Origin of the sequence: Hymenobacter radiodurans, assembly GCF_004355185.1 — a bacterium.
Taxonomy (GTDB): domain Bacteria; phylum Bacteroidota; class Bacteroidia; order Cytophagales; family Hymenobacteraceae; genus Hymenobacter; species Hymenobacter radiodurans.
Genome location: NZ_CP037922.1, coordinates 577,395 through 596,001, shown reverse-complemented (window position 1 = coordinate 596,001; position 18,607 = coordinate 577,395). Strand labels below are relative to the sequence as shown.

At 54.9% G+C, this 18,607-nt stretch carries 14 protein-coding genes and 1 pseudogene; 6 read left to right on the top strand and 9 right to left on the bottom strand.

All coding sequences use genetic code 11. The features are described 5' to 3' along the window. Positions 1-5: 5 nt before the first annotated feature. A complete protein-coding gene (gene hpf, locus EPD59_RS03615; protein ID WP_084445783.1) occupies positions 6-305 on the top strand; it encodes a ribosome hibernation-promoting factor, HPF/YfiA family in 300 nt (99 codons plus the stop codon). Positions 306-386: 81 nt separating this feature from the next. Here hpf and metK read toward each other — a convergent pair. Beyond that, positions 387-1,645: pseudogene (gene metK, locus EPD59_RS03610) on the bottom strand (methionine adenosyltransferase). A 229-nt stretch (positions 1,646-1,874) separates the two neighbouring features. On the opposite strand from metK, the gene EPD59_RS03605 reads away from it, so the two are divergent. After that, complete coding sequence (locus tag EPD59_RS03605) at positions 1,875-2,675, top strand: phosphatase PAP2 family protein (RefSeq protein ID WP_240731609.1); 801 nt, start codon at positions 1,875-1,877, stop codon at positions 2,673-2,675. A 50-nt stretch (positions 2,676-2,725) separates the two neighbouring features. Here EPD59_RS03605 and EPD59_RS03600 read toward each other — a convergent pair whose 3' ends face one another. From EPD59_RS03600 to EPD59_RS03585, 5 genes are all read right to left on the bottom strand, one after another. Then, entirely contained in the window at positions 2,726-4,723 is a 1,998-nt protein-coding gene (locus EPD59_RS03600) for a S9 family peptidase (RefSeq protein ID WP_240731608.1), read from the bottom strand. Beyond that, positions 4,615-5,202: a hypothetical protein gene (locus EPD59_RS22200; RefSeq protein ID WP_240731607.1), complete on the bottom strand. Its 588-nt coding sequence runs from the start codon at positions 5,200-5,202 to the stop codon at positions 4,615-4,617. The genes EPD59_RS03600 and EPD59_RS22200 overlap by 109 nt, the downstream gene beginning before the upstream one ends. A 166-nt stretch (positions 5,203-5,368) precedes the next feature. Then, on the bottom strand, positions 5,369-5,998 hold the full coding sequence (locus EPD59_RS03595; protein WP_133271597.1) for an HD domain-containing protein: 630 nt from the start codon (positions 5,996-5,998) through the stop codon (positions 5,369-5,371). Between the two features lie 8 nt (positions 5,999-6,006). Further along, positions 6,007-6,471 carry a GNAT family N-acetyltransferase gene (locus tag EPD59_RS03590; protein WP_133271596.1) on the bottom strand — a complete coding sequence of 155 codons (465 nt, stop codon included), beginning with the start codon at positions 6,469-6,471 and terminating at the stop codon, positions 6,007-6,009. Positions 6,472-6,588: 117 nt separating this feature from the next. Continuing rightward, positions 6,589-8,274: an amidase gene (locus tag EPD59_RS03585; protein ID WP_133271595.1), complete on the bottom strand. Its 1,686-nt coding sequence runs from the start codon at positions 8,272-8,274 to the stop codon at positions 6,589-6,591. 153 nt (positions 8,275-8,427) lie between these two features. Between EPD59_RS03585 and EPD59_RS03580 the strand changes: the two genes are divergently transcribed. Continuing rightward, positions 8,428-9,813: a PQQ-dependent sugar dehydrogenase gene (locus EPD59_RS03580; RefSeq protein WP_165963465.1), complete on the top strand. Its 1,386-nt coding sequence runs from the start codon at positions 8,428-8,430 to the stop codon at positions 9,811-9,813. A gap of 2 nt (positions 9,814-9,815) precedes the next feature. Here the strand turns inward: EPD59_RS03580 and EPD59_RS22195 are convergent, their stop codons facing one another. Beyond that, the gene (locus tag EPD59_RS22195) at positions 9,816-10,244 is read right to left on the bottom strand and encodes a cation diffusion facilitator family transporter (RefSeq protein ID WP_240731606.1); all 429 of its coding nucleotides are present in this window, start codon (positions 10,242-10,244) and stop codon (positions 9,816-9,818) included. After that, positions 10,238-10,810, bottom strand: a complete 573-nt coding sequence (locus EPD59_RS22190; RefSeq protein WP_240731605.1) for a cation diffusion facilitator family transporter — start codon at positions 10,808-10,810, stop codon at positions 10,238-10,240. The genes EPD59_RS22195 and EPD59_RS22190 overlap by 7 nt, the downstream gene beginning before the upstream one ends. A gap of 255 nt (positions 10,811-11,065) precedes the next feature. Here EPD59_RS22190 and EPD59_RS03570 point away from each other — a divergent pair, with 255 nt between their 5' ends. The 3 genes from EPD59_RS03570 (at position 11,066) to EPD59_RS03560 (ending at position 15,720) form a co-directional block, all read left to right on the top strand. Further along, positions 11,066-12,349 (top strand): Nramp family divalent metal transporter, encoded by a 1,284-nt coding sequence (locus EPD59_RS03570; RefSeq protein ID WP_133271593.1) that lies wholly within the window; start codon positions 11,066-11,068, stop codon positions 12,347-12,349. 108 nt (positions 12,350-12,457) lie between these two features. Further along, complete coding sequence (locus EPD59_RS03565) at positions 12,458-14,758, top strand: TonB-dependent receptor (RefSeq protein ID WP_133271592.1); 2,301 nt, start codon at positions 12,458-12,460, stop codon at positions 14,756-14,758. A gap of 116 nt (positions 14,759-14,874) precedes the next feature. Beyond that, positions 14,875-15,720, top strand: coding sequence for a transporter (locus tag EPD59_RS03560; protein WP_165963464.1), 846 nt, complete (start codon positions 14,875-14,877; stop codon positions 15,718-15,720). 114 nt (positions 15,721-15,834) lie between these two features. Here EPD59_RS03560 and EPD59_RS03555 read toward each other — a convergent pair whose 3' ends face one another. After that, positions 15,835-18,432: a lamin tail domain-containing protein gene (locus EPD59_RS03555; protein ID WP_133271590.1), complete on the bottom strand. Its 2,598-nt coding sequence runs from the start codon at positions 18,430-18,432 to the stop codon at positions 15,835-15,837. Positions 18,433-18,607: the final 175 nt, after the last annotated feature.

The following is an 18,607-nucleotide window of genomic DNA, read 5'->3' as shown; positions in this document are numbered from 1 at the left end:
TTCCGATGAAAGTACAGATGCATTCGGTGCATTTCACCGCCGACCAGAGCCTACTTGATTTCATCCAGAAGCGTCTCGATAAGCTCGAAACCTTCTACGATCGTGTAACCGAAGGCGAGGTTATCATGAAGCTGAACAATAAGGACGGTATTGACAACAAGACCGTTGAACTCAAAGTACTAGTGCCAGGCAGTACGCTGTTCAGCCAAGCGGATGCGGCTACCTTCGAGGCAGCTACCGACGAGGCGGCTGAGGGTTTACGTCGTCAGATAAAAAAGCATAAAGAGAAGCTAACCAGCCATTAGAGCTGATTGAAATACAAACATAAGGGCGCCCTTCCACTGAGGAAGGGCGCCCTTATTATTTAACGCGGGTGGTTGTTTGGCTTACAGACCAAATTCGGCTTTAATTTTCTCTACGTAATCTAGTTTTTCCCAAGTGAAGGTTTCAAACGTACGGGTTTCGCCGTTGCCAAGCTTCACTTCAGTAGTGCCAGCTTCACGGCCCATATGGCCGTATGCAGCAGTTTCGCCAAAGATAGGATTCTGGAGGCCGAAGCGCTGTACGATAGCAAACGGACGCATGTCGAACAGCTTGTTCACCTTATCAGCAATTTCACCATCCGTAAGCAAGCCGTTGCTGCCGTTCACTTTAGTAGTACCGTACGTAGTCACGTAGAGGCCAACTGGCTGGGCTACACCGATAGCGTACGCTACCTGCACAAGCACTTGGTCGGCAACGCCAGCAGCCACTAGGTTTTTGGCGATATGGCGCGCCGCATACGCTGCTGAGCGGTCAACTTTCGAGGAGTCTTTGCCCGAAAAAGCCCCCCGCCGTGAGCACCTTTGCCACCGTAGGTATCTACAATGATCTTGCGACCCGTCAGGCCGGAATCGCCGTGGGGACCGCCGATAACGAATTTGCCAGTAGGATTAATGTGATAAGTGATCTGATCGGTGAAGAGCCGCTGCACATCGGCGCTCAGGCCAGCTTTCACACGCGGAATCAGAATATTGCGGATATCCTCCGAAATGCACTTTAGCATGCCTGCTTCCGACTCATCGAAGTCATCGTGCTGGGTGCTGACTACGATGGTATCGATGGCCTCGGGAGTGTTGTCGTCGGCGTAGCGAATGGTTACCTGCGACTTAGCATCGGGGCGCAGATAGGTCATTTCTTTACCACCCTTGCGGATAGCAGCCAACTCACGCAGCAGACGGTGCGACAGATCCAGCGCCAGCGGCATATAATTGTCGGTTTCGCGGGTAGCGTAGCCAAACATCATTCCCTGGTCGCCGGCACCCTGCTCCTCGGGGCTTTGACGCTCCACGCCTTGGTTGATGTCGGGAGATTGCTCGTGCAGGGCCGATAAAATGCCGCAGCTCTCAGCTTCGAACTTATACTCAGCCTTGGTGTAACCAATGCGCCGAATTACGTTGCGGGCAACTGATTGCACATCTACGTAAGCCTTGGATTTCACTTCGCCGGCTACTACCACTAAGCCAGTGGTTACCAGCGTTTCGCAAGCAACCTTAGAATCGGGGTCCTGACGAAGAAACTCGTCGAGAATGGCATCAGAAATTTGATCGGCAACTTTATCTGGGTGGCCCTCCGAAACAGACTCGGAAGTGAACAAGTAGGACATCAGCGTCGGAATAGAACGTCGTCGGTGAAAAATAAATGTAGCAGTGCGCTATGGCGCAGCAGCGGCAAAGCTAACGGAAAATGATGAAGGAAATAATTACTATAAAATGCCCCCAAGCGTTATTCACCAAAATCAGACAGCCAACTTTTACTTAAACTCTGCGTTTGGGTAGCCAATTCAGCCTTTTATGCCTTCCCACATGAGAAATAGCATCCGTTCACTTTTTGTCTTGCTTACGCTTTTTAGCGCATCTTCTGGCTTTGGTCAGCAACGCTCACCCTACCGCACCGACGTTGGCATTGATGCCCCTATCACCGGCGCCCTGCTCCTCGGAACAGCCATCGGGCTAAACGGTATGCAGAAAAAAGATGGGCTTACAGAAGGTGAAGCCTACGCGCTGCGCCAAGAAAATGTGAATCGCTTCGACCGTTTTTCGGCCGGCTATTATAGTGAGAACGCCAAGCGTGTCAGCGACTACCCTTTCTATGGTTCGCTAGCTGCCCCCGTAGCCCTCCTCCTTCTGGACAGGGATATGAATAAGAAATTCGGCCAAATAGGAGCGCTTTACATCCAGACGTTGGCAGTAACGGGTACGCTATTCACGTCGACTGTGGCGTTGGTAGAGCGCAGTCGGCCCTTGGCTTACAATACTGCTCTCGACCTAAACCAGCGCAGCAACCGCAACTCTACCAACTCCTTTTTTGCTGGCCACACGGCTGCTACGGCTACGGCTACTTTCTTTGCGGCCAAAGTATTCAATGATTTTCACCCAAACTCTGCGGCCCGTCCTTATGTGTGGGCGGCAGCGGCGGCAGTACCTGCCACGGTAGGCTACCTGCGGTTACGGGCGGGTAAACACTTCCTTTCTGATAACTTACTGGGCTATGCAGTAGGTGCCGGGGCGGGCATCTTGGTGCCACACTTACACAAGGTAAAACGCAATGGCAAAGGATTTTCACTGGTGCCATTGCAGGGTTTCACCCCAAATGGATACTCCTATAGCGGCTTCTCACTAACACGGCAGTTGTAGTGTCCTAAAAAAGCCCCCCAGATTGTGTCTGGGGGCTTTTTTATGGTAAATTATTCTCCACCACTGCTACTGCTTGCCGGCGCGGTTGGCTTCAGATTGGTATTAAAAAGCTTCAGAATCCGCTTATACTCATCGGTCCAGGAGCTGGGCTCTACGAAACCGTGGTCCTCTACGGGATATACGGCGAGTTCCCAATTCTCTTTCTTCAACTCGATGAGGCGCTGGGTGAGACGCACAATGTCCTGGAAATGCACATTCGTATCAACCATGCCGTGACACATTAGCAAAGCTCCTTTTAAACCTTCAGCGTGGTAGATGGGCGAAGACCGAGCGTAGGCGATAGAGTCGTTGTAGGGTTCGTTGAGGATGTTGTCGGTGTAGCCGTGATTGTAGTGGGCCCAATCGGTAACGGAGCGGAGGGCAGCACCGGCTTTGAACACCTCCGGCTCCGTGAACATGGCCATGAGGGTGATGAAGCCGCCGTACGAACCACCGTAAATGCCAATACGCTGCGGACTAACGCCATATTTCTCCGTCAGCAGCTTCGCGCCATCCACGTGGTCGGTGAGGTCTTTGCCACCCATAAAGCGGTAGATACCCGTCCGCACGTCGCGGCCGTAGCCACTGGAGCCGCGGTAGTCAATATCGAGCACCGTGTAGCCTTGGTCGGCCAGCAGGTTATGGAACATGTACTCGCGTGAGTACTGACTCCACCACTTGTGCGCGTTTTGCAAATAGCCGGCCCCGTGCACAAAAATCACGGCCGGGCCTTGGGCTACGGCATTGGCCGGACGATAGAGGCGCGCATACACGTCGGCCCCGTCGCGGGCTTTGATGGTGATGACTTCCGGATCGCGCCAGGCGTAGCTTTTGAACTCAGAAGTAAGTGAGTTGGTAAGCTGACGCATTTTGGCGCCCGGCTTATTGTCCATCACAAACAGCTCCCAAGGTTTATTTGAGTAGCTATAGCGCACGGCCAGTGTCTTCTCGTCGGGTGAAACGGTGACCTCATGCGCGCCGGGCAGGGTTGTAATCTGCGTCATTTGCCCCCCAGATACTGGCATACGGTAGAAGTGCTGCTCGCCAGGGTGCGTTTTGTTGGCCGAGAGATACCACGTCTTTTTATCCTTAGAAAGTTCGGCTTTCTGAATCTCGAACTTGCCGCTGGTCAAGGCCTTACGCTGCTGATTGGTTACGTCCACGGTATACAGGTGCGAGTAGCCACTCTCCTCGCTCTGGAACCACACGCGCTTGTTATCCGGTAGCCAGCCCACATTACCAGCTCCATTGCCGATGCCAGGGCCGCTGATCCAGGCCTCGTCGCGCTGCCGGTCCAGCAACGTGATTTTCTGCGTGGTTGGATCAAGAGCTACAATCCAACGGTCCTTGTTATCGGATGAGCGCATTACTAAAAAGGCCCGCTCGCCGTTGTCAGACCAAAACGGCCCAAAAGGGGCTACGCGGCGCAGCTCCGTAGCGGGCTTTTCGCTTTTCTTCGCCGAGGCTTTTGTTGAATCAGTAGCCGTTGTTGGAGCTTTGGCTTTCAGCTGATACTCTTTGCGATACGCAGGCATTTCGTCCAAGCCCTTCAGGTCGCGGTAGCCCAGCACGAAGGTCGTGTCGCGGCCTATGTCATAGATACCCAACTCCATAGCGGTTTGAGGCGCGCCTACTTTGGTACGCGTGGACAAGTCCTCGGTAAAGCCCGAAGCCGTTACGAAACTGGGCACGATAGCCACTTTTTCGCTGCCCGGCTCCTGCACCATCGAGTAGGTTACGAAGCGACCATCAGGGCTGAGTTGGAGGTTACGTACCGTTTTCAGACCCAGATAAATAGCCTTTGGCCGCAGCTTATTCAACGCTTTCTGCACGCGCTGCCGATCCTGCTGGTCTTGGTCGCGCTGCTTAATCACCTGGAATAACGCTAACTGCTGCGCCTTCAGATACTTCTCCGACTGATCCGTTGGCGAGCCCTTCGCGGGGTTGTTACCCTTGCGAAAATCGGTGCGCTGCACGGTTTCGCCATTGACGGGGTTCCAGGTAAACAAATTGCCCCCCGCGTATAGCTCACGAGCTGGCCTTGCAGTGCAAAAGCCGCATCCGATTCGCGCTCGGCCGTATTGGTCACGCGCCGCACCTTATTGGTTTTCAGGTCGAGCAAATAAATGTCGCCCTCCTTCTCATACACCTTGCGAGCAAACTTTTGGTCGTAGACACCCGTGTTGGGGGGCAAATTTAGCTGGTCGCGAAAGCTGATTTTGCGGGGTGCGCCACCGCTGGGCGCTACGGCATACAGCGAATCGCGCCGGTTCTTGTCGGGGTTCCAGTTAAAGTAGATGCGCTTACCATCCTCACCCCAGTAAATGTTAGAAGGAGCCGTACCAATCCACTGCGCCGGGTCGCGCATGATTTTCTCGACCGTAAGCGGGCCGAGCGAAGCCGCCGGCGCAGCGACAGGAGTTTGAGCAAAAGCAGCAGAAACCGGCCCCAACAAAGCCAGCGCCCGCACGACGAACGAAACGCGCATCAGGTAGGTAAGAAAGATGAAACATGAAAGCTTACCGCAAAATACACAAGCCCGCGGCAAGGACAGGCATGCGCGGCGTGCGTTGCAGACAACGACAGGATAATTACCCTTTAAGTCAGCTCCGATTCAACTTCCGGGGGCTTTTTGCGAGCAAATCTGCTTTCCTCTACAAGCTTTCTAACTCTGATCGCAAATTGTGGCGGGCACGGGTTTCTAACTTTTCGCGAAAAAACTCGGTACGGTAGAGCATTACTGTGTCCAGCATTTTCTGCAGCACCGCCCGCCGCCCTCGGCGGTAGAGCGGCCCCGGCACCAACCAGTATTCTTGCCGTATTTGCTGGGCATATTGCTGGTAATCTGGCTCCGGAGCGCCTAAAATCTGTAAGTCAGCATCCAGAAAGAAATGCAAATCCACGTCGTTGGGTTGAAGCTGGGTGTGATCCTTGGTTTGCTCAATGAGAAAAGCAACGCGGTTGGTTCGGTCAGAATCAAACGTAGTCTGCGCCAAGAATTGCCGCGCCAGCTCAGCGCTACGGGCTTCATTATCGGTTCGCATTGGGTTATACACCGCATCATGAAACCAGATAGCCAGTTGCACAGCCTCTATATCATTGAGTGGAAGCGAAAATTCTTCTACCGCCCGCAGCAAAGCCCGAATATGCGTGAGTGTGTGGTAGTGCCGCCCAGAGGCTTCATAAGCTGCGGCGAGTTGCTGAAAAGTAGCTGTGCGTACAGCCGCATCTGGGGTGAAAGGCGTTGTTAGCTGGTGCCAATGAGCTGTTAAGTCGGTGGTCATCACCTTACCTAGTGACTGGTGGGTACGCCGTACGGATTCGAGAAGCGTATCTCCAAAAAGCGCTCTGGCTCGGCTAAAGGGCTAAATCCGAACTGGGTATAGAGCGTGTGCGCATCCAGTGTAGCCAGCAGATGACGGCGTTGTCCTTGCAAATCAGGGTGCGCCCACACGCATTCCATCAGCCATTTCGATAAGCCCTTGCCTCTAAACTCGGGCAGCACAAACACGTCGCAGAGCCAAGTGAACGTAGCGCGGTCGGTAACAACGCGGGCGAAGCCAGCTTGGCGACCATCAGGAGCATACAGGCCGAAGTTGAGCGAGTTTCGGATGGCCCGATCCAGTAATTCGCGGGGCATTTTACGAGCCCAGTACGAGTCATTAGCTAGGAAATCGTGGATAACGTCCAAGTCCAAGCGGGCAGGGTCGGTGGAGATAAGGTAGCCGTCGGCGCGTTGGTGAAGGCTGGAAGGCATTTTCTCTAAATGGTAAGGTTAATTATTAGGCGGTCATGCCGAGCGGCGCAACTCACTCGATTCGTTAACACGCGAGATGCTTCGCGCCGCTCGGCATGACCGCCTTAAGAAATACTACTAAAAGTTAAGCGGGGGGTGTTTTTCATCAAAATCCGTCGCGTCTTGATAAGCTTTTACCAACGCTAGCAGCTTACCTTCTTCAAAAAGCTGCCCGCCAAACGTGATGGTGCTGGGCAAGCCATTGGCGCGAAAGCCATTAGGCACTACTACCGCCGGATGGCCTGTGAGGTTGGTAATAACCAAATTAGGACCACCAAATGAAGGTGCAAGATACGCATCAAACCCCTGCATGCGCTTATCTACTTCCTCAATCAGCTGGCGCCGAACCCGCTGAGCCTGAATGTATTCTACAGCCGGAATAAAGCGCGCGGTGCGAAACGAATTTGGCCAAGCATTCCGGCCCTGATTCACCATCATTGCATCGCGGCCCGAGCGGGTGAGCTCGTCGAAGGCGGCGGCGCCCTCCGCCCCGAGCACAAATGTCAGCTCTCCATCAGGCAGGTCATGCAAATCGAGCGGAACAAGCTGCACGCCCAGTTTTCGCATTACCTCCAGGGAAGCTTGGTCGTTTGCTTTCGTGGGATAATCACGGTCGAAATCGGCTTTCAGATAGCCAACCCGCAGCTTTTTGATGTCGGTATCGAACGCGTACTTGAAGCCGGCCGGGATGGTTGTGGTAGCGGGGTCGCGGGCATCAGCGCCGACCAGGGCAGCAAACACCAGCGCACAATCTTCGGCCGATCGCGCCAACGGGCCTACTTTATCCATGCTCCAGCTCAAAGCCATGGCTCCAGCCCTACTTATGCGCCCGTAAGAGGGTCGCAAACCCGTAACCCCGCAGGCCGTGCTGGGGCTTACGATGGAGCCCAAGGTTTCGGTGCCAATAGCGTAGGGCACTAACCCGGCGGCTACTGCCGAAGCCGAGCCAGCTGAGGAGCCACTGCTGCCCTGCGTAATATTCCAGGGCGAGCGGGTTTTGCCCCCGTACCACACGTCGCCCATGGCCAATTCACCGAGGGTAAATTTGGCGACCAAAACGCCCCCCGCCTCGCGCAAACGGGTTACGACGGCCGCGTCTTCGTCCAGCATTTGGTCTTTGTAAGGCACAGAGCCCCAAGTAGTTTTGTAGGTTTTGGTGCTGAATAAATCTTTGACACCGAACGGGATACCATGCAGCGGGCCACGGTATTTGCCAGCCTTGATCTCTTTGTCAGCCTCCCGGGCTTGCTGTAGAGCGAGTTCCTCGGTCAGGGTGGTGACGCAGAGCAGCTTGGGGTCGTATTTTTTGAGGCGGGCTAAGAAAAACCGGGTTAGCTCCTCGGAGGAAATTTGTTTGGTGCGTACTAGCTCACTGAGCTGGCGCACGGTGTAGAAAGCCAGATCGTCGCGGTTGGCGGGCAGCTTTACTTTGGCTGTGGGGGGCAATTTTCCAAAGTCGTTGCTGGCTTTGGGTAGCATGGCTTGGCGCAGGCGAAGCGGCACGGGGTCGAAGACGAGCGTGGGCGCCACGCTATTGGGCAGCTTCACCTGGCGAATCTGCTCGTAATCTTTGCGGTTGTCTTCGAGGTCGCGGCGGGTGGAGTCGAGTTGGGCAGCGGTGAAATTTAGGCCTAACAAGCCCTGCGCCGCCTGCAGCATGGGTACCGTGATGGGGGGCAAATCGGCGGCGGGGCGGGGCAACATAGCGCCCGCGCCGAAGCTGATGGCACCAATCGCCAACAGCGGCAGTAGTTTTTTCGTCATGTGAAAGAAGAGTAGATAGGCGGAAAAGCAGACTGGAAAGTACGGGAGAATAAAAATAATTACTCACCGATGAGGATGAAGCTAATCCGAATGTGTTATTCATTCGTTAGTTTCTCTACTGCCTTCAGCTTCAGCTGTTTATTTATTCATATTATGAAAACCCTCGCCGCTTCATTGTTGCTGGTCAGCAGTCTGCTACCTACTGCTGTATCTGCCCAGACCACCACCTTTACTGTCGGCAATACTACTGTTTCGGCTACTCCATTGGCGACTGGCCTTGATATCCCGTGGGAGATAATTTGGGGACCGGATGACTTCATCTGGATGACGGAGCGAGGCGGACGCATCAGTCGCGTAAACCCAACTACAGGGCAGATTTCACCCTTACTGAGCGTGCCAGATGTGGCGCCCACCGGCGAAAGCGGCCTGCTGGGTATGGTGCTTCACCCCGATTTTGCTACTACTTCGCCTTACCTCTATATCGTCTATAACTACAATGATAATGGGCTAAAGGAAAAGGTAGTGCGCTATACCTACAACGCGGCTACCACTTCGCTCAGTGCCCCACTGGTGCTCCTAGGCAACATCACTTCCACTACTACTCACAGCGGCTCGCGTCTGCTCATTCTCCCCGACCGCACGTTGCTCATGACCACTGGCGATGCCCAGCTTCGCTCTGACTCGCAGAACCCGGCTTCACTCAACGGCAAGATTCTGCGCATGAACCTAGACGGCAGCATTCCCGCCGATAATCCTACGCCAGGCAGCCGGGTGTATTCGTTAGGCCACCGCAACGCGCAGGGCTTGGTGCGTTTGCCATCAGGACGTGTCTACAGCTCGGAGCATGGAGAAAACTCTGATGATGAAATCAACCTGATAGAGCCGGGCCGCAATTATGGCTGGCCCAACGTACCGGGCAAATGTGACGGCAGCGAAACTACCTTTTGCGCCGCCAATAATGTTCGTGAGCCCCTTTTTACTTGGACCCCTACTCTAGCTGTGGCTGGGTTGGCTTATTATGATTCGCCCGCCATTCCGGAGTGGCGCGGAAGCCTGCTCATGGCTACCCTGAAGGCTTCTAAGCTGGTTCAGCTTCCGCTCACCGCTACTGGCGACGCTATAGCGACCAGTACGCCGCCAGACTTTCTGGCTAATAGATATGGGCGTCTGCGGGCGTTGTGCGTCTCGCCAGCGGGCCGCGTGTATGTGGCGACCAGCAACGGCAGCGGCAACGATCAGATTGTGACCCTGGAAAACCGGGGATTTGTGCTCAGTACCAAGTCTGAAGCGCGCAACGCGGCGCTGGGCCTTTGGCCGAATCCGGCGCGTCAGACGGTAGCGGTGCGCCTGCCAGCTACGCCCACATCAGCTACTTCCGCCACCATTCATGATGCGCTGGGGCGCGTGGTGCGCACGGCCAAATTTGCCCCCCAGCAAGCTGAGTTAAGTTTGAATCTGGCCGGCTTACGAGCGGGCGTGTATGTGGTGCAGGTGCGTAACGCAACAGAGCAATACGCGCGGCGCTTGGTAATTGAGTAGCGCTATTGCTCTACTACCAATTGGTGCCGCTCGTTCTTCACGGCGTTGGTTAGCGTCCAGCCGATTTCCTGGCTAAATGGGTGCTGGCGCACTGGGCACTCCGACATATGGCAGTGAGCGCACGCCGTAGCGGTGCAGGGGTCGGCGTGTACGAACATCTCCACATCTACATCGAAGCGCTGGCGAATGAGGGCTTCGATATCGTTTAGCTCGTTATGAATTTCATCGAGGCTGAAGTAATACGGCATCGTCATGTGGCAGTCGATGTGGAGGTTGGCGCCGTAGCGCAACACGCGCAGGTTGTGCACATCAATCCAGGCGGGGCGGCGAAACTGCTGTAGCTCGCCAATTACTTCCCGCACGATTACCACATCCGACTCATCCATGAGGCCGCCCACCGAGCGGCGCACCATGCGCAGGCCATTTACCACAATAAAGCCCCCAGCAGCAGCGCCGCGCCCGCATCAAACAATACGTTGCCCGTAGCAGCCACCAGCAGCAAGGCTACGCAGGAGACAAGCGTACTCACCGCATCGAGGTACAGGTGCTGCCCATCGCCCACCAAGGCCACCGATTTCAGCTTACGGCCAGACCGAATCAGCAGAAAGCCTACGGCCAGATTTATCAGCGCCGTAATGCCTAGCAAAGCCATACCTAAGTCGGGCCGGGCAATAGCATGGGGCTCTAGGAAGGCCAGCGTGGCGCTGTAGAAAATATAAACGCCCGCAATCAAGATAAGAGCACCCTCAAACCCTACTGATAGGTACTCTACTTTGCCGTGGCCATAAGGGTGATTTTCATCTTTGGGCAAGCCTGATAAATACAGACTATACAGCGCAAACCCACTAGTAAACACATTGATAATGGATTCCAGGGCGTCAGTGAGTACGGCCTGTGAGGCCGTGAGCATATAGGCGTAGAACTTCACAGCTACCAGCACGGCACTTACCACAAGGGACAGGATGCCAAGGCGTAGCTTAGATTCAGAAAGCGTCATAGGGGGTTGAACACAAAAGCGGGGGGCAAAAATCCATTAAAAAATCTACTTCGCCGGTGTACGAAACATTTTAACAGAAAATCAGTAGTTAAGGTAAATTGAAAAATAAATTTAGATTAGTCTAAAAATACCGTACTTTGTGCATAACTCTTCTACCAATACAGTGTCTCAACCGGTTAAGGATTTTATAGAAAAGCCCCCACGCCGCCTGTTTCCGAGCATCCGGGCTGGCGGCAGGCGCGTCATGCCCCTTCTTTGCAGGAGGTGTATGCGAGCATTAAAGTACCCGCGCACGATGCGTCTTTCTGGCGTAAGCTGTTTGCCTTCTGGGGGCCCGGCCTCATGGTGGCAGTGGGCTACATGGACCCCGGCAACTGGGCCACCGATATTGCCGGCGGCGCCCGCTATGGCTACACGCTGCTATCGGTTATCCTGATTTCCAACCTGTTTGCCATGCTGCTCCAGCACTTGGCGGCTAAGCTGGGCATCGTGACGGGCCGCGACCTGGCGCAGGCCTGCCGCGACCACTACTCCAAGCCTGTAGCGATGGTGCTGTGGGTGCTCTGCGAAGTTGCCATCGCCGCCTGCGACTTAGCGGAGGTCATCGGATCAGCCATTGCGTTGAATCTGCTGTTTGGCTTACCGCTGCCGTGGGGCGTGGTGCTTACTATTCTGGATGTGTTGGTGGTGCTTTATTTCCAGAATAAAGGCTTCCGCATCATCGAGAGCATCGTAGCGGGCCTCATCGTGGTGATTTTTGGCTGCTTTCTGTACGAAATTATTGCTTCTAACCCCGATTGGCTGGGTATTGCTGCTGGCTTGGTACCCCAGACGAAAGTCGTGACGGACCCTGGCATGCTCTACATCGCCATTGGTATTCTGGGGGCTACGGTAATGCCTCACAACCTGTATTTGCACTCCAGCATTGTGCAAACCCGTGCCATCGAGCAGACGGAGCAGGGCAAGCGCATGGCCATTAAATTCGCCACTATCGACTCTACGGTGGCTCTCTTTCTCGCGTTTTTCGTAAATGCGGCTATTCTGGTAACGGCGGCGGCCGCGTTCCATCGCAATGGCTATTTCAACGTGGCCGATATCAACGATGCGCATAAGCTGTTGGCGCCGGTGCTGGGCGCGGGCGCGGCCAGTGTGTTGTTTGCTGTAGCGTTGCTAGCATCCGGGCAAAACTCAACCCTGACGGGTACGCTGGCGGGGCAAATCGTGATGGAAGGCTTTCTGCACATCCGTTTGAAGCCTTGGTTGCGTCGTCTCATCACCCGCGCCATTGCCGTAATTCCTGCCTTTATCGTTACGGTGCTTTATGGAGAGAAAGGCACGGGCGAGCTGCTGGTTCTTAGCCAAGTTATTCTTTCACTGCAACTTAGCTTCGCAGTAGTGCCCTTGGTACTGTTTACGGGCAGTAAGCTCAAGATGGGCGTATTTACGAACTCCCCATTGATTAAAATCCTCGCCTGGACGGTTTCGGCTATTATCATCACGCTGAACGCTTACCTACTGTTCGAGATGTTTGTGGGTTAACCTTAAGCGCAGTTGCTCTAGAAGCAACTGCGCTTTTTTCGGTTTACAGATTTAGACTAATCTAAATAAAAATAAATAGTCCATCTAAATTCCTTTTTCGCTTTAGTCATGAAACACTTCTCCCTACTGATTTTCAGTTGCCTACTTTCTCTTGAAGTAGTAGCGCAGTCGGGCAAGGTGCACGGCCGCATACAGGCAGAAGGTAAGCCAGTGCCCTTTGCCAGCATTGGTGTGAAGGGCACTACCCAGGGTGCGACGGCGATGGAGGATGGGGTTTTTGCTCTCGACAATTTGCCCCCCGGCAGCCACCGCCTAGCGATTAGTGCCATCGGTTACAAGGCCACTGAGCGGGCCGTAACTGTCACAACTGGCCAGACCGCTCATCTTAACGTGACTTTGCAAGTCAGCGGTGGGCAGGAGTTGGGCGAGGTAGTTGTGTCGGGCACGCTGCATCCCGTAACGCGGCTGGAATCGGCAGTGCCGGTGGAGGTCTACAACCCTACTTACTTCAAGAAGAACCCTACGCCATCGGTGTTTGAGGCTTTGCAAACGGTAAATGGGGTGCGGCCCCAGCTCAACTGCAACATCTGCAACACCGGCGATATTCATATCAATGGTTTGGAAGGCCCCTACACCATGGTGCTTCTGGACGGCATGCCCATCGTGAGCGGCCTAAGTACGGTGTATGGCCTAACTGGCATTCCGAACAGCCTCGTGGAACGCATTGAAGTAGTAAAAGGACCAGCCTCAACCCTCTACGGTTCCGAAGCGGTGGGCGGCATCATCAATATCATCACCCGCGACCCGGAAAAAGCCCCCCAGGTATCGGCCGATGCCTTTAGCACGGGTTGGGGTGAGCATAATGTCGATCTGGCCTTGAAGACGCGGGTAGGTAAAGTGACTTCATTGCTGGGCGCCAATGGCTTTGTGTATGACTCACCCCGCGACGCCAATGGCGACGGCTTCACCGACATTGCCTTAGCCAAGCGCATCTCGGTATTCGATAAGCTCACACTGGCTCGCCCCGAAAAGCGCGTGGCTTCGCTGGCAGCGCGCTATTTATATGAGGACCGCTGGGGCGGACAAATGCAATGGTCGCCGGAGTTCCGGGGTGGCGACAGTCTGTACGCCGAGTCTATTTATACGAGTCGGGCGGAGGTAATCAGTGCGTATCAGCTACCCATTCGGGGGCCGCAGGTGATGCTGAGCACGTCGCTGAATACGCATAATCAGAACTCGGTGTATGGTACTACGGTGTATAAGGCGCAGCAGAATATTGCCTTTGGCCAACTTACCGCCGCCCATACGGCTGGTCGGCATCAATTGCTGCTGGGCTCGGCGCTGCGCCTCACGCACTTCGACGACAATACGCCCGCCACGGCCACCGGCGACTCGCTGGCACCCAAAAATGCCCCCCAACGCACCTGGTTGCCGGGGGTCTTTGTGCAGGATGAGGTGCGCTTCAATTCCAAGCACTCCTTGCTGCTGGGTCTGCGCTATGATTACAACTCGTATCACGGCAGCATTTTCACCCCCCGCCTCAACTACAAGTTTTCGCCCGATGATCACCAGACGTTTCGCCTAAGTATGGGCAATGGCTACCGGGTGGTGAACGTGTTTACGGAAGACCACGCTGCTCTCACCGGCGCCCGCACTGTTATCATTCGCAATTCTTTGCGGCCCGAGCGCAGCTACAACGCCAATCTGAACTACCAGCGTCTACTGCCGATCGGGCAAAGCTTGTTGAGCTTCGATGCCAGCGCTTTCTACACCTATTTCACCAATAAGATTACGCCCGATTATACTTCTGACCCGACGCTGCTGATTTATGATAACCTGCGCGGGCACGCCGTGTCGCGGGGGCTCACGCTGAACGCTGATCTGACGTTTGGCTTTCCGCTGACGGCTATTCTAGGAGTCACGGCACTAGATGTCTATCAGGTGAGCGGTGAAGGCACGAAACAGAAGCAACGACAGCTACTTACGGAGCGGATATCAGGTACGTTTGCGCTGAGCTACCGCTTCGTGGAAGCTGGCCTGAGTGTAGATTACACTGGCAATGTGTACGGGCCTATGCGTTTGCCTTTGCTGGGATCTCAGGATCCGCGGCCGGCCTCGTCGCCTACGTTCAGCATTCAGAACATACAGGTAACCAAGCGGCTGGGCGACAAGCTGGAAATATATGGGGGCGTAAAAAACCTGCTCAACTTCCGCCCTACTTCCGCAGCTATTGCCCGCGCCTTTGACCCTTTCGACAAGCAAGTACAGTTCGACGCCGCGGGCCAGCCTATAGCTACCGCCGACAATCCGAACGCGCTGACGTTTGACCCGAGCTATGTGTACGCCTCCAACCAAGGCATCAGGGGCTTTCTGGGGCTGCGATACACCGTGTTCGGCCGCCCAAAATGAGCTGCAGATAAGAGCCAGCCAAGCTGATTCGGCAGTAAAAATTAGCTGCACAATATCTTCTGATCCACTTCTGCGTAATGAGGCCGGCTCCAGGTTGGAGCCTTAATCTACTACTGATGATTAAACTCTACTGGCTAGTGCTAGCCTTATTGCCCCTGACTTCGGCCTTTGCCCAAAAGCCCGAGAAAGGCACTAAGATGGATGGCTACTCCCTATTTCGGCCCGTGCCCCGCGACTCTATGCGCGAGCTCCACCCCGATCGGCCGGGCATTACGGAAAGCCCTTTCACCATCGATCCTGGTCATTTTCAGGTGGAAGGCGACTTTTTGAGACTTCTCAATGGCCGCACGCAGGGAGAGCGCCATCGGACGTGGCAGATAGCGCCGCTCGTATTCAAGCTTGGTATCACTGACCAAACCGATTTTCAAGTTGCCCTAGAGTCGTATACGATAGAAAAGGAATGGCCTCACAATGAGCCGCAGCAACGCCGCAGCGGGTTCGGTGACGTAACCTTACGACTGAAGCGAAACCTCATCGGCGACGATGATGAAACTCGTGTTGCGATGGCCGTTACGGGGTTTGTACGCCTGCCTACGGGGGGAAGTGAAGGCGCTGGCGGCTCAGAAATGGGCATTGTGGTGCCAGTCAACTACCATTTGGCCGAAAATTGGGAGCTCACTACTCAACTGGAAGGTGACCGCGCTTACGACCGTGAAGACAAGCAGCATTATTTTCAGTTCGTGCCCAGCATCACCACGGAGCACAGCTTTAGTGATGCCTTGGGGGCATATGGCGAAGTAGTAGGCCGCTGGAATACCCGTAAAAACGAGTGGCAAGCCACCTTCAACTTGGGCCCAGAACTGAAAATCGGAGAAAATCTCCAGCTTGATATGGGTGCCCTATTACCTCTCACCCATAACACGGACCACGAATTTTTCGTGGGTATTACGGTCAGAATATAAACCAAAGGCCACGCCTTACAGCAAAAACACGGCACCAAGCTTATCGGATTCTGCCGCTCTCTCGCAGCAGTAGTAATGACCACAAAGGCTGTTTACAGGGTAAACTCCGCTTAGCTAGAGCCGGCCACCCAACACCACGTTGCGCTTATAAACATGCGTTTCCCCGCCAGCCACCCGATATAACTCGATCAGCAGCACATACGGTCCGATAGCAGCTTTCCGGCCCTGATCGGTGAGGCCGTCCCACTGCAGATACCCACTGGTAGGCAGCGTTTCGTTGCGCGCTAGCCGACGCGTCAGGCGGCCTTGGGCATCATAGACGGTGATGGAAGCAGCATAGCCGGGGTACTCGAAGCGGTAGGTGAGCGTCGTAAAGTCCTGCTGGCCATCTTCGTCAGGCGTAAAGATTTCGGGCGCAATCTGGAACAGCTTCGCCCCGGTAGGATCGGCCTGATATTGCGAGTTGGGCCGACCGGGCGTGGCGTATCCAACAGCGCTGGCCGCCGAATGAAAATTTCCCCCCACGCTGGTTTCCGCCACCCGAACGCGCTCCAGTGATACGCCGTTACGGTCGCTGAGCAAGGGCAAATGCTGGGTTTCGCTGTAGCTGAAGCGCTCTATCGTCTGGCCTTTCGCGTCCAACACAATTACAGTTGCCGCGTCGTCGGGCAGGCTGGGAAAATTAGGCATCGCCAGGAATGCAGCTGGGTCGTGGGTTGGATAATCGTTCTGCACAATATCGGGGCGAGTAGTAAGCACCACGAGCTGGCCAGGAGCCAAGCCATAAGGTCCTGCACTGATGGGGTTTGCGCTACTTCCCGTTGGCTGCTCCACGCCCAACTGCCAGCCCTGCACGTCCAGATAATTGGCTGAACGATTCAGCAGCTCCACAAAATCGACCCCGCCAGTGCGCGGATTAAAGAGGATTTCATTAATCACCACCTCACCCACCTGGGCTGTAACCGGCAAGGCAAAAGTAGCAGAGGTGATGGGTCCTGAGCTGTTGCCAGCGCAATCAGTAGCTTGCTGAACGGCTACGGTCAAAGGTTGATTGGGGGGCAAATTGGTAGCAAGCAGCAAATCAACGGTCCGAAATTCGGGCCCCTGCGGCGTTGCCCGCACGATAGGCACAGCCGGTGTTATGGCATAGCGCCCGACGTTCGTGCTAGTGAGACTATCTAGCTTCTCCCCGAAAAACAGGCGTACTGTCGTAGAATTCAGAGCCACAGACCGCAATAAGGTGGGCGGCGTGCGGTCGGGGTTAGTTGCCTGCACAGCATTGGCGCGGCCCGGCGTGCCACCCTTATCATCGGTGCTGGCAGTCCAGTTACCGCCGCCAGCACAGGGGTTTGCCGGATCTACCATTTCCAGGGACCAGCCGCCTTCTTTTTTGCGCAGATCCTTATACCAAGTATCCGAATACGTAATTTCAAATAAGGTTTGGCCATTGCGGGCACGCAGCACAAGCTGGTCGCCCGCATTCGAAAGGCTGGGAAAATTTGTCAGCCCGAACACTTTACCGAAAGCAGTAAACTGACTAGTACGCGTGCTGCCGCATACGACGGCGTACTCGCCCGGCAGCAGCACGGCCCCGGTTGGAAAGACGGCGGCCGTAGTGCTGCCCGGCTTCAGCAGCCGCAAACCCGCCAGGTCCAGCACCGTGCCCGTCGTGGGGTTATGAATTTCTACGTACTCCGACGCTGGCAGGCCTACAACGGGTGTTTCATCGGCCATTATTTCGGTGATGAGTACCTGATTGGGCACAGGAAGCACCGCAAACCCCTGATTTACGAAAGTAGCCGTGAGTGGCCCGGCGGCCACTATACCGTTGGCATCGGTCACATTGCGGGCCTCCAGCGTGTTAGTGCCCAACGGTAAATTGCCCCCCAGCGTCAAGTGTACGAGCGCCGGATTGGCTCCATCAAGCTGAGCCGCAAGCACGGCAGGTCCGGTAAAAAGGCGGTAGCTGGCTGCACTGGGACTGGCATTTAAAGCCTCGCTAAATAACGCATCAAGCTGGTTGGGGCTAGTGGGCGCAGCACTGAGCAGGGCTGGTGGCACTGTATCGGTGACGCGAAAATCGTCGAAGTAGAAGTTGCGGCTGTTTGCGGAGGAGTAGGTAATTCGCAGACCAAAATATGCGCTCCGTTGGTGGGTAGCATCGGTTGCCGTGCCGCTTAAGGTAAAATTTTGCCCCCCAGTCAGGTCGTATTCCAATGTCCACAGGTTTTGTGGGGAGCGCGTCACACGCACGCGTGCTGTGTTGTTTGTGCTGGACTTAAGCGTACCATCCTGCCCATTGATAACATACACTGGGCTACCCGTCGCGTCCTGCCGAAACAGGCTAATCTCATCCGGTGTGCCGCCCAGCCGCACGAAATACCCTTTGGTACCAGTCGTTTTCAAATTTGCCTGATCAGCCATGAGCCATACATCGGCCAAATTGCCCCCCGAAGTAGCTAGACGCAGATTCGCATAGAATTCCCACGTAACCCCTCTAGCCGCTGTGCTGGCCGTTGCGAGCTGAAGCGTGGTGCCAGTAGTGGCCGGGCCGTTGCTTTGCAGCTGTTGAGCATTTACCTGAAAGCTACCTTCGTCGCCGGTCCAAGTAGGATTTTGGGCAAAATCGCCATCAGTGAATGACTCGGTAAGCTGAGCGTTGGCGGAGTTTGTTAGGATAAAAAGGAATAAACTGAGTAGGAATGCTTTCATGCTTACTATGGTCGGCGGTATAGGTGCCTAATAAATAAGTGGGGCGCTGGTTAGGCAATGGTCTGATAAGCCGTCTATAGTTTGCCCTGTGGTGCGCGGCGCCTATGCAAGAAAGATACCGTGATGTCCAAATTGCCAAGGGCTTATATTTGTGTAAAAGCCGTAGGTACGGCCA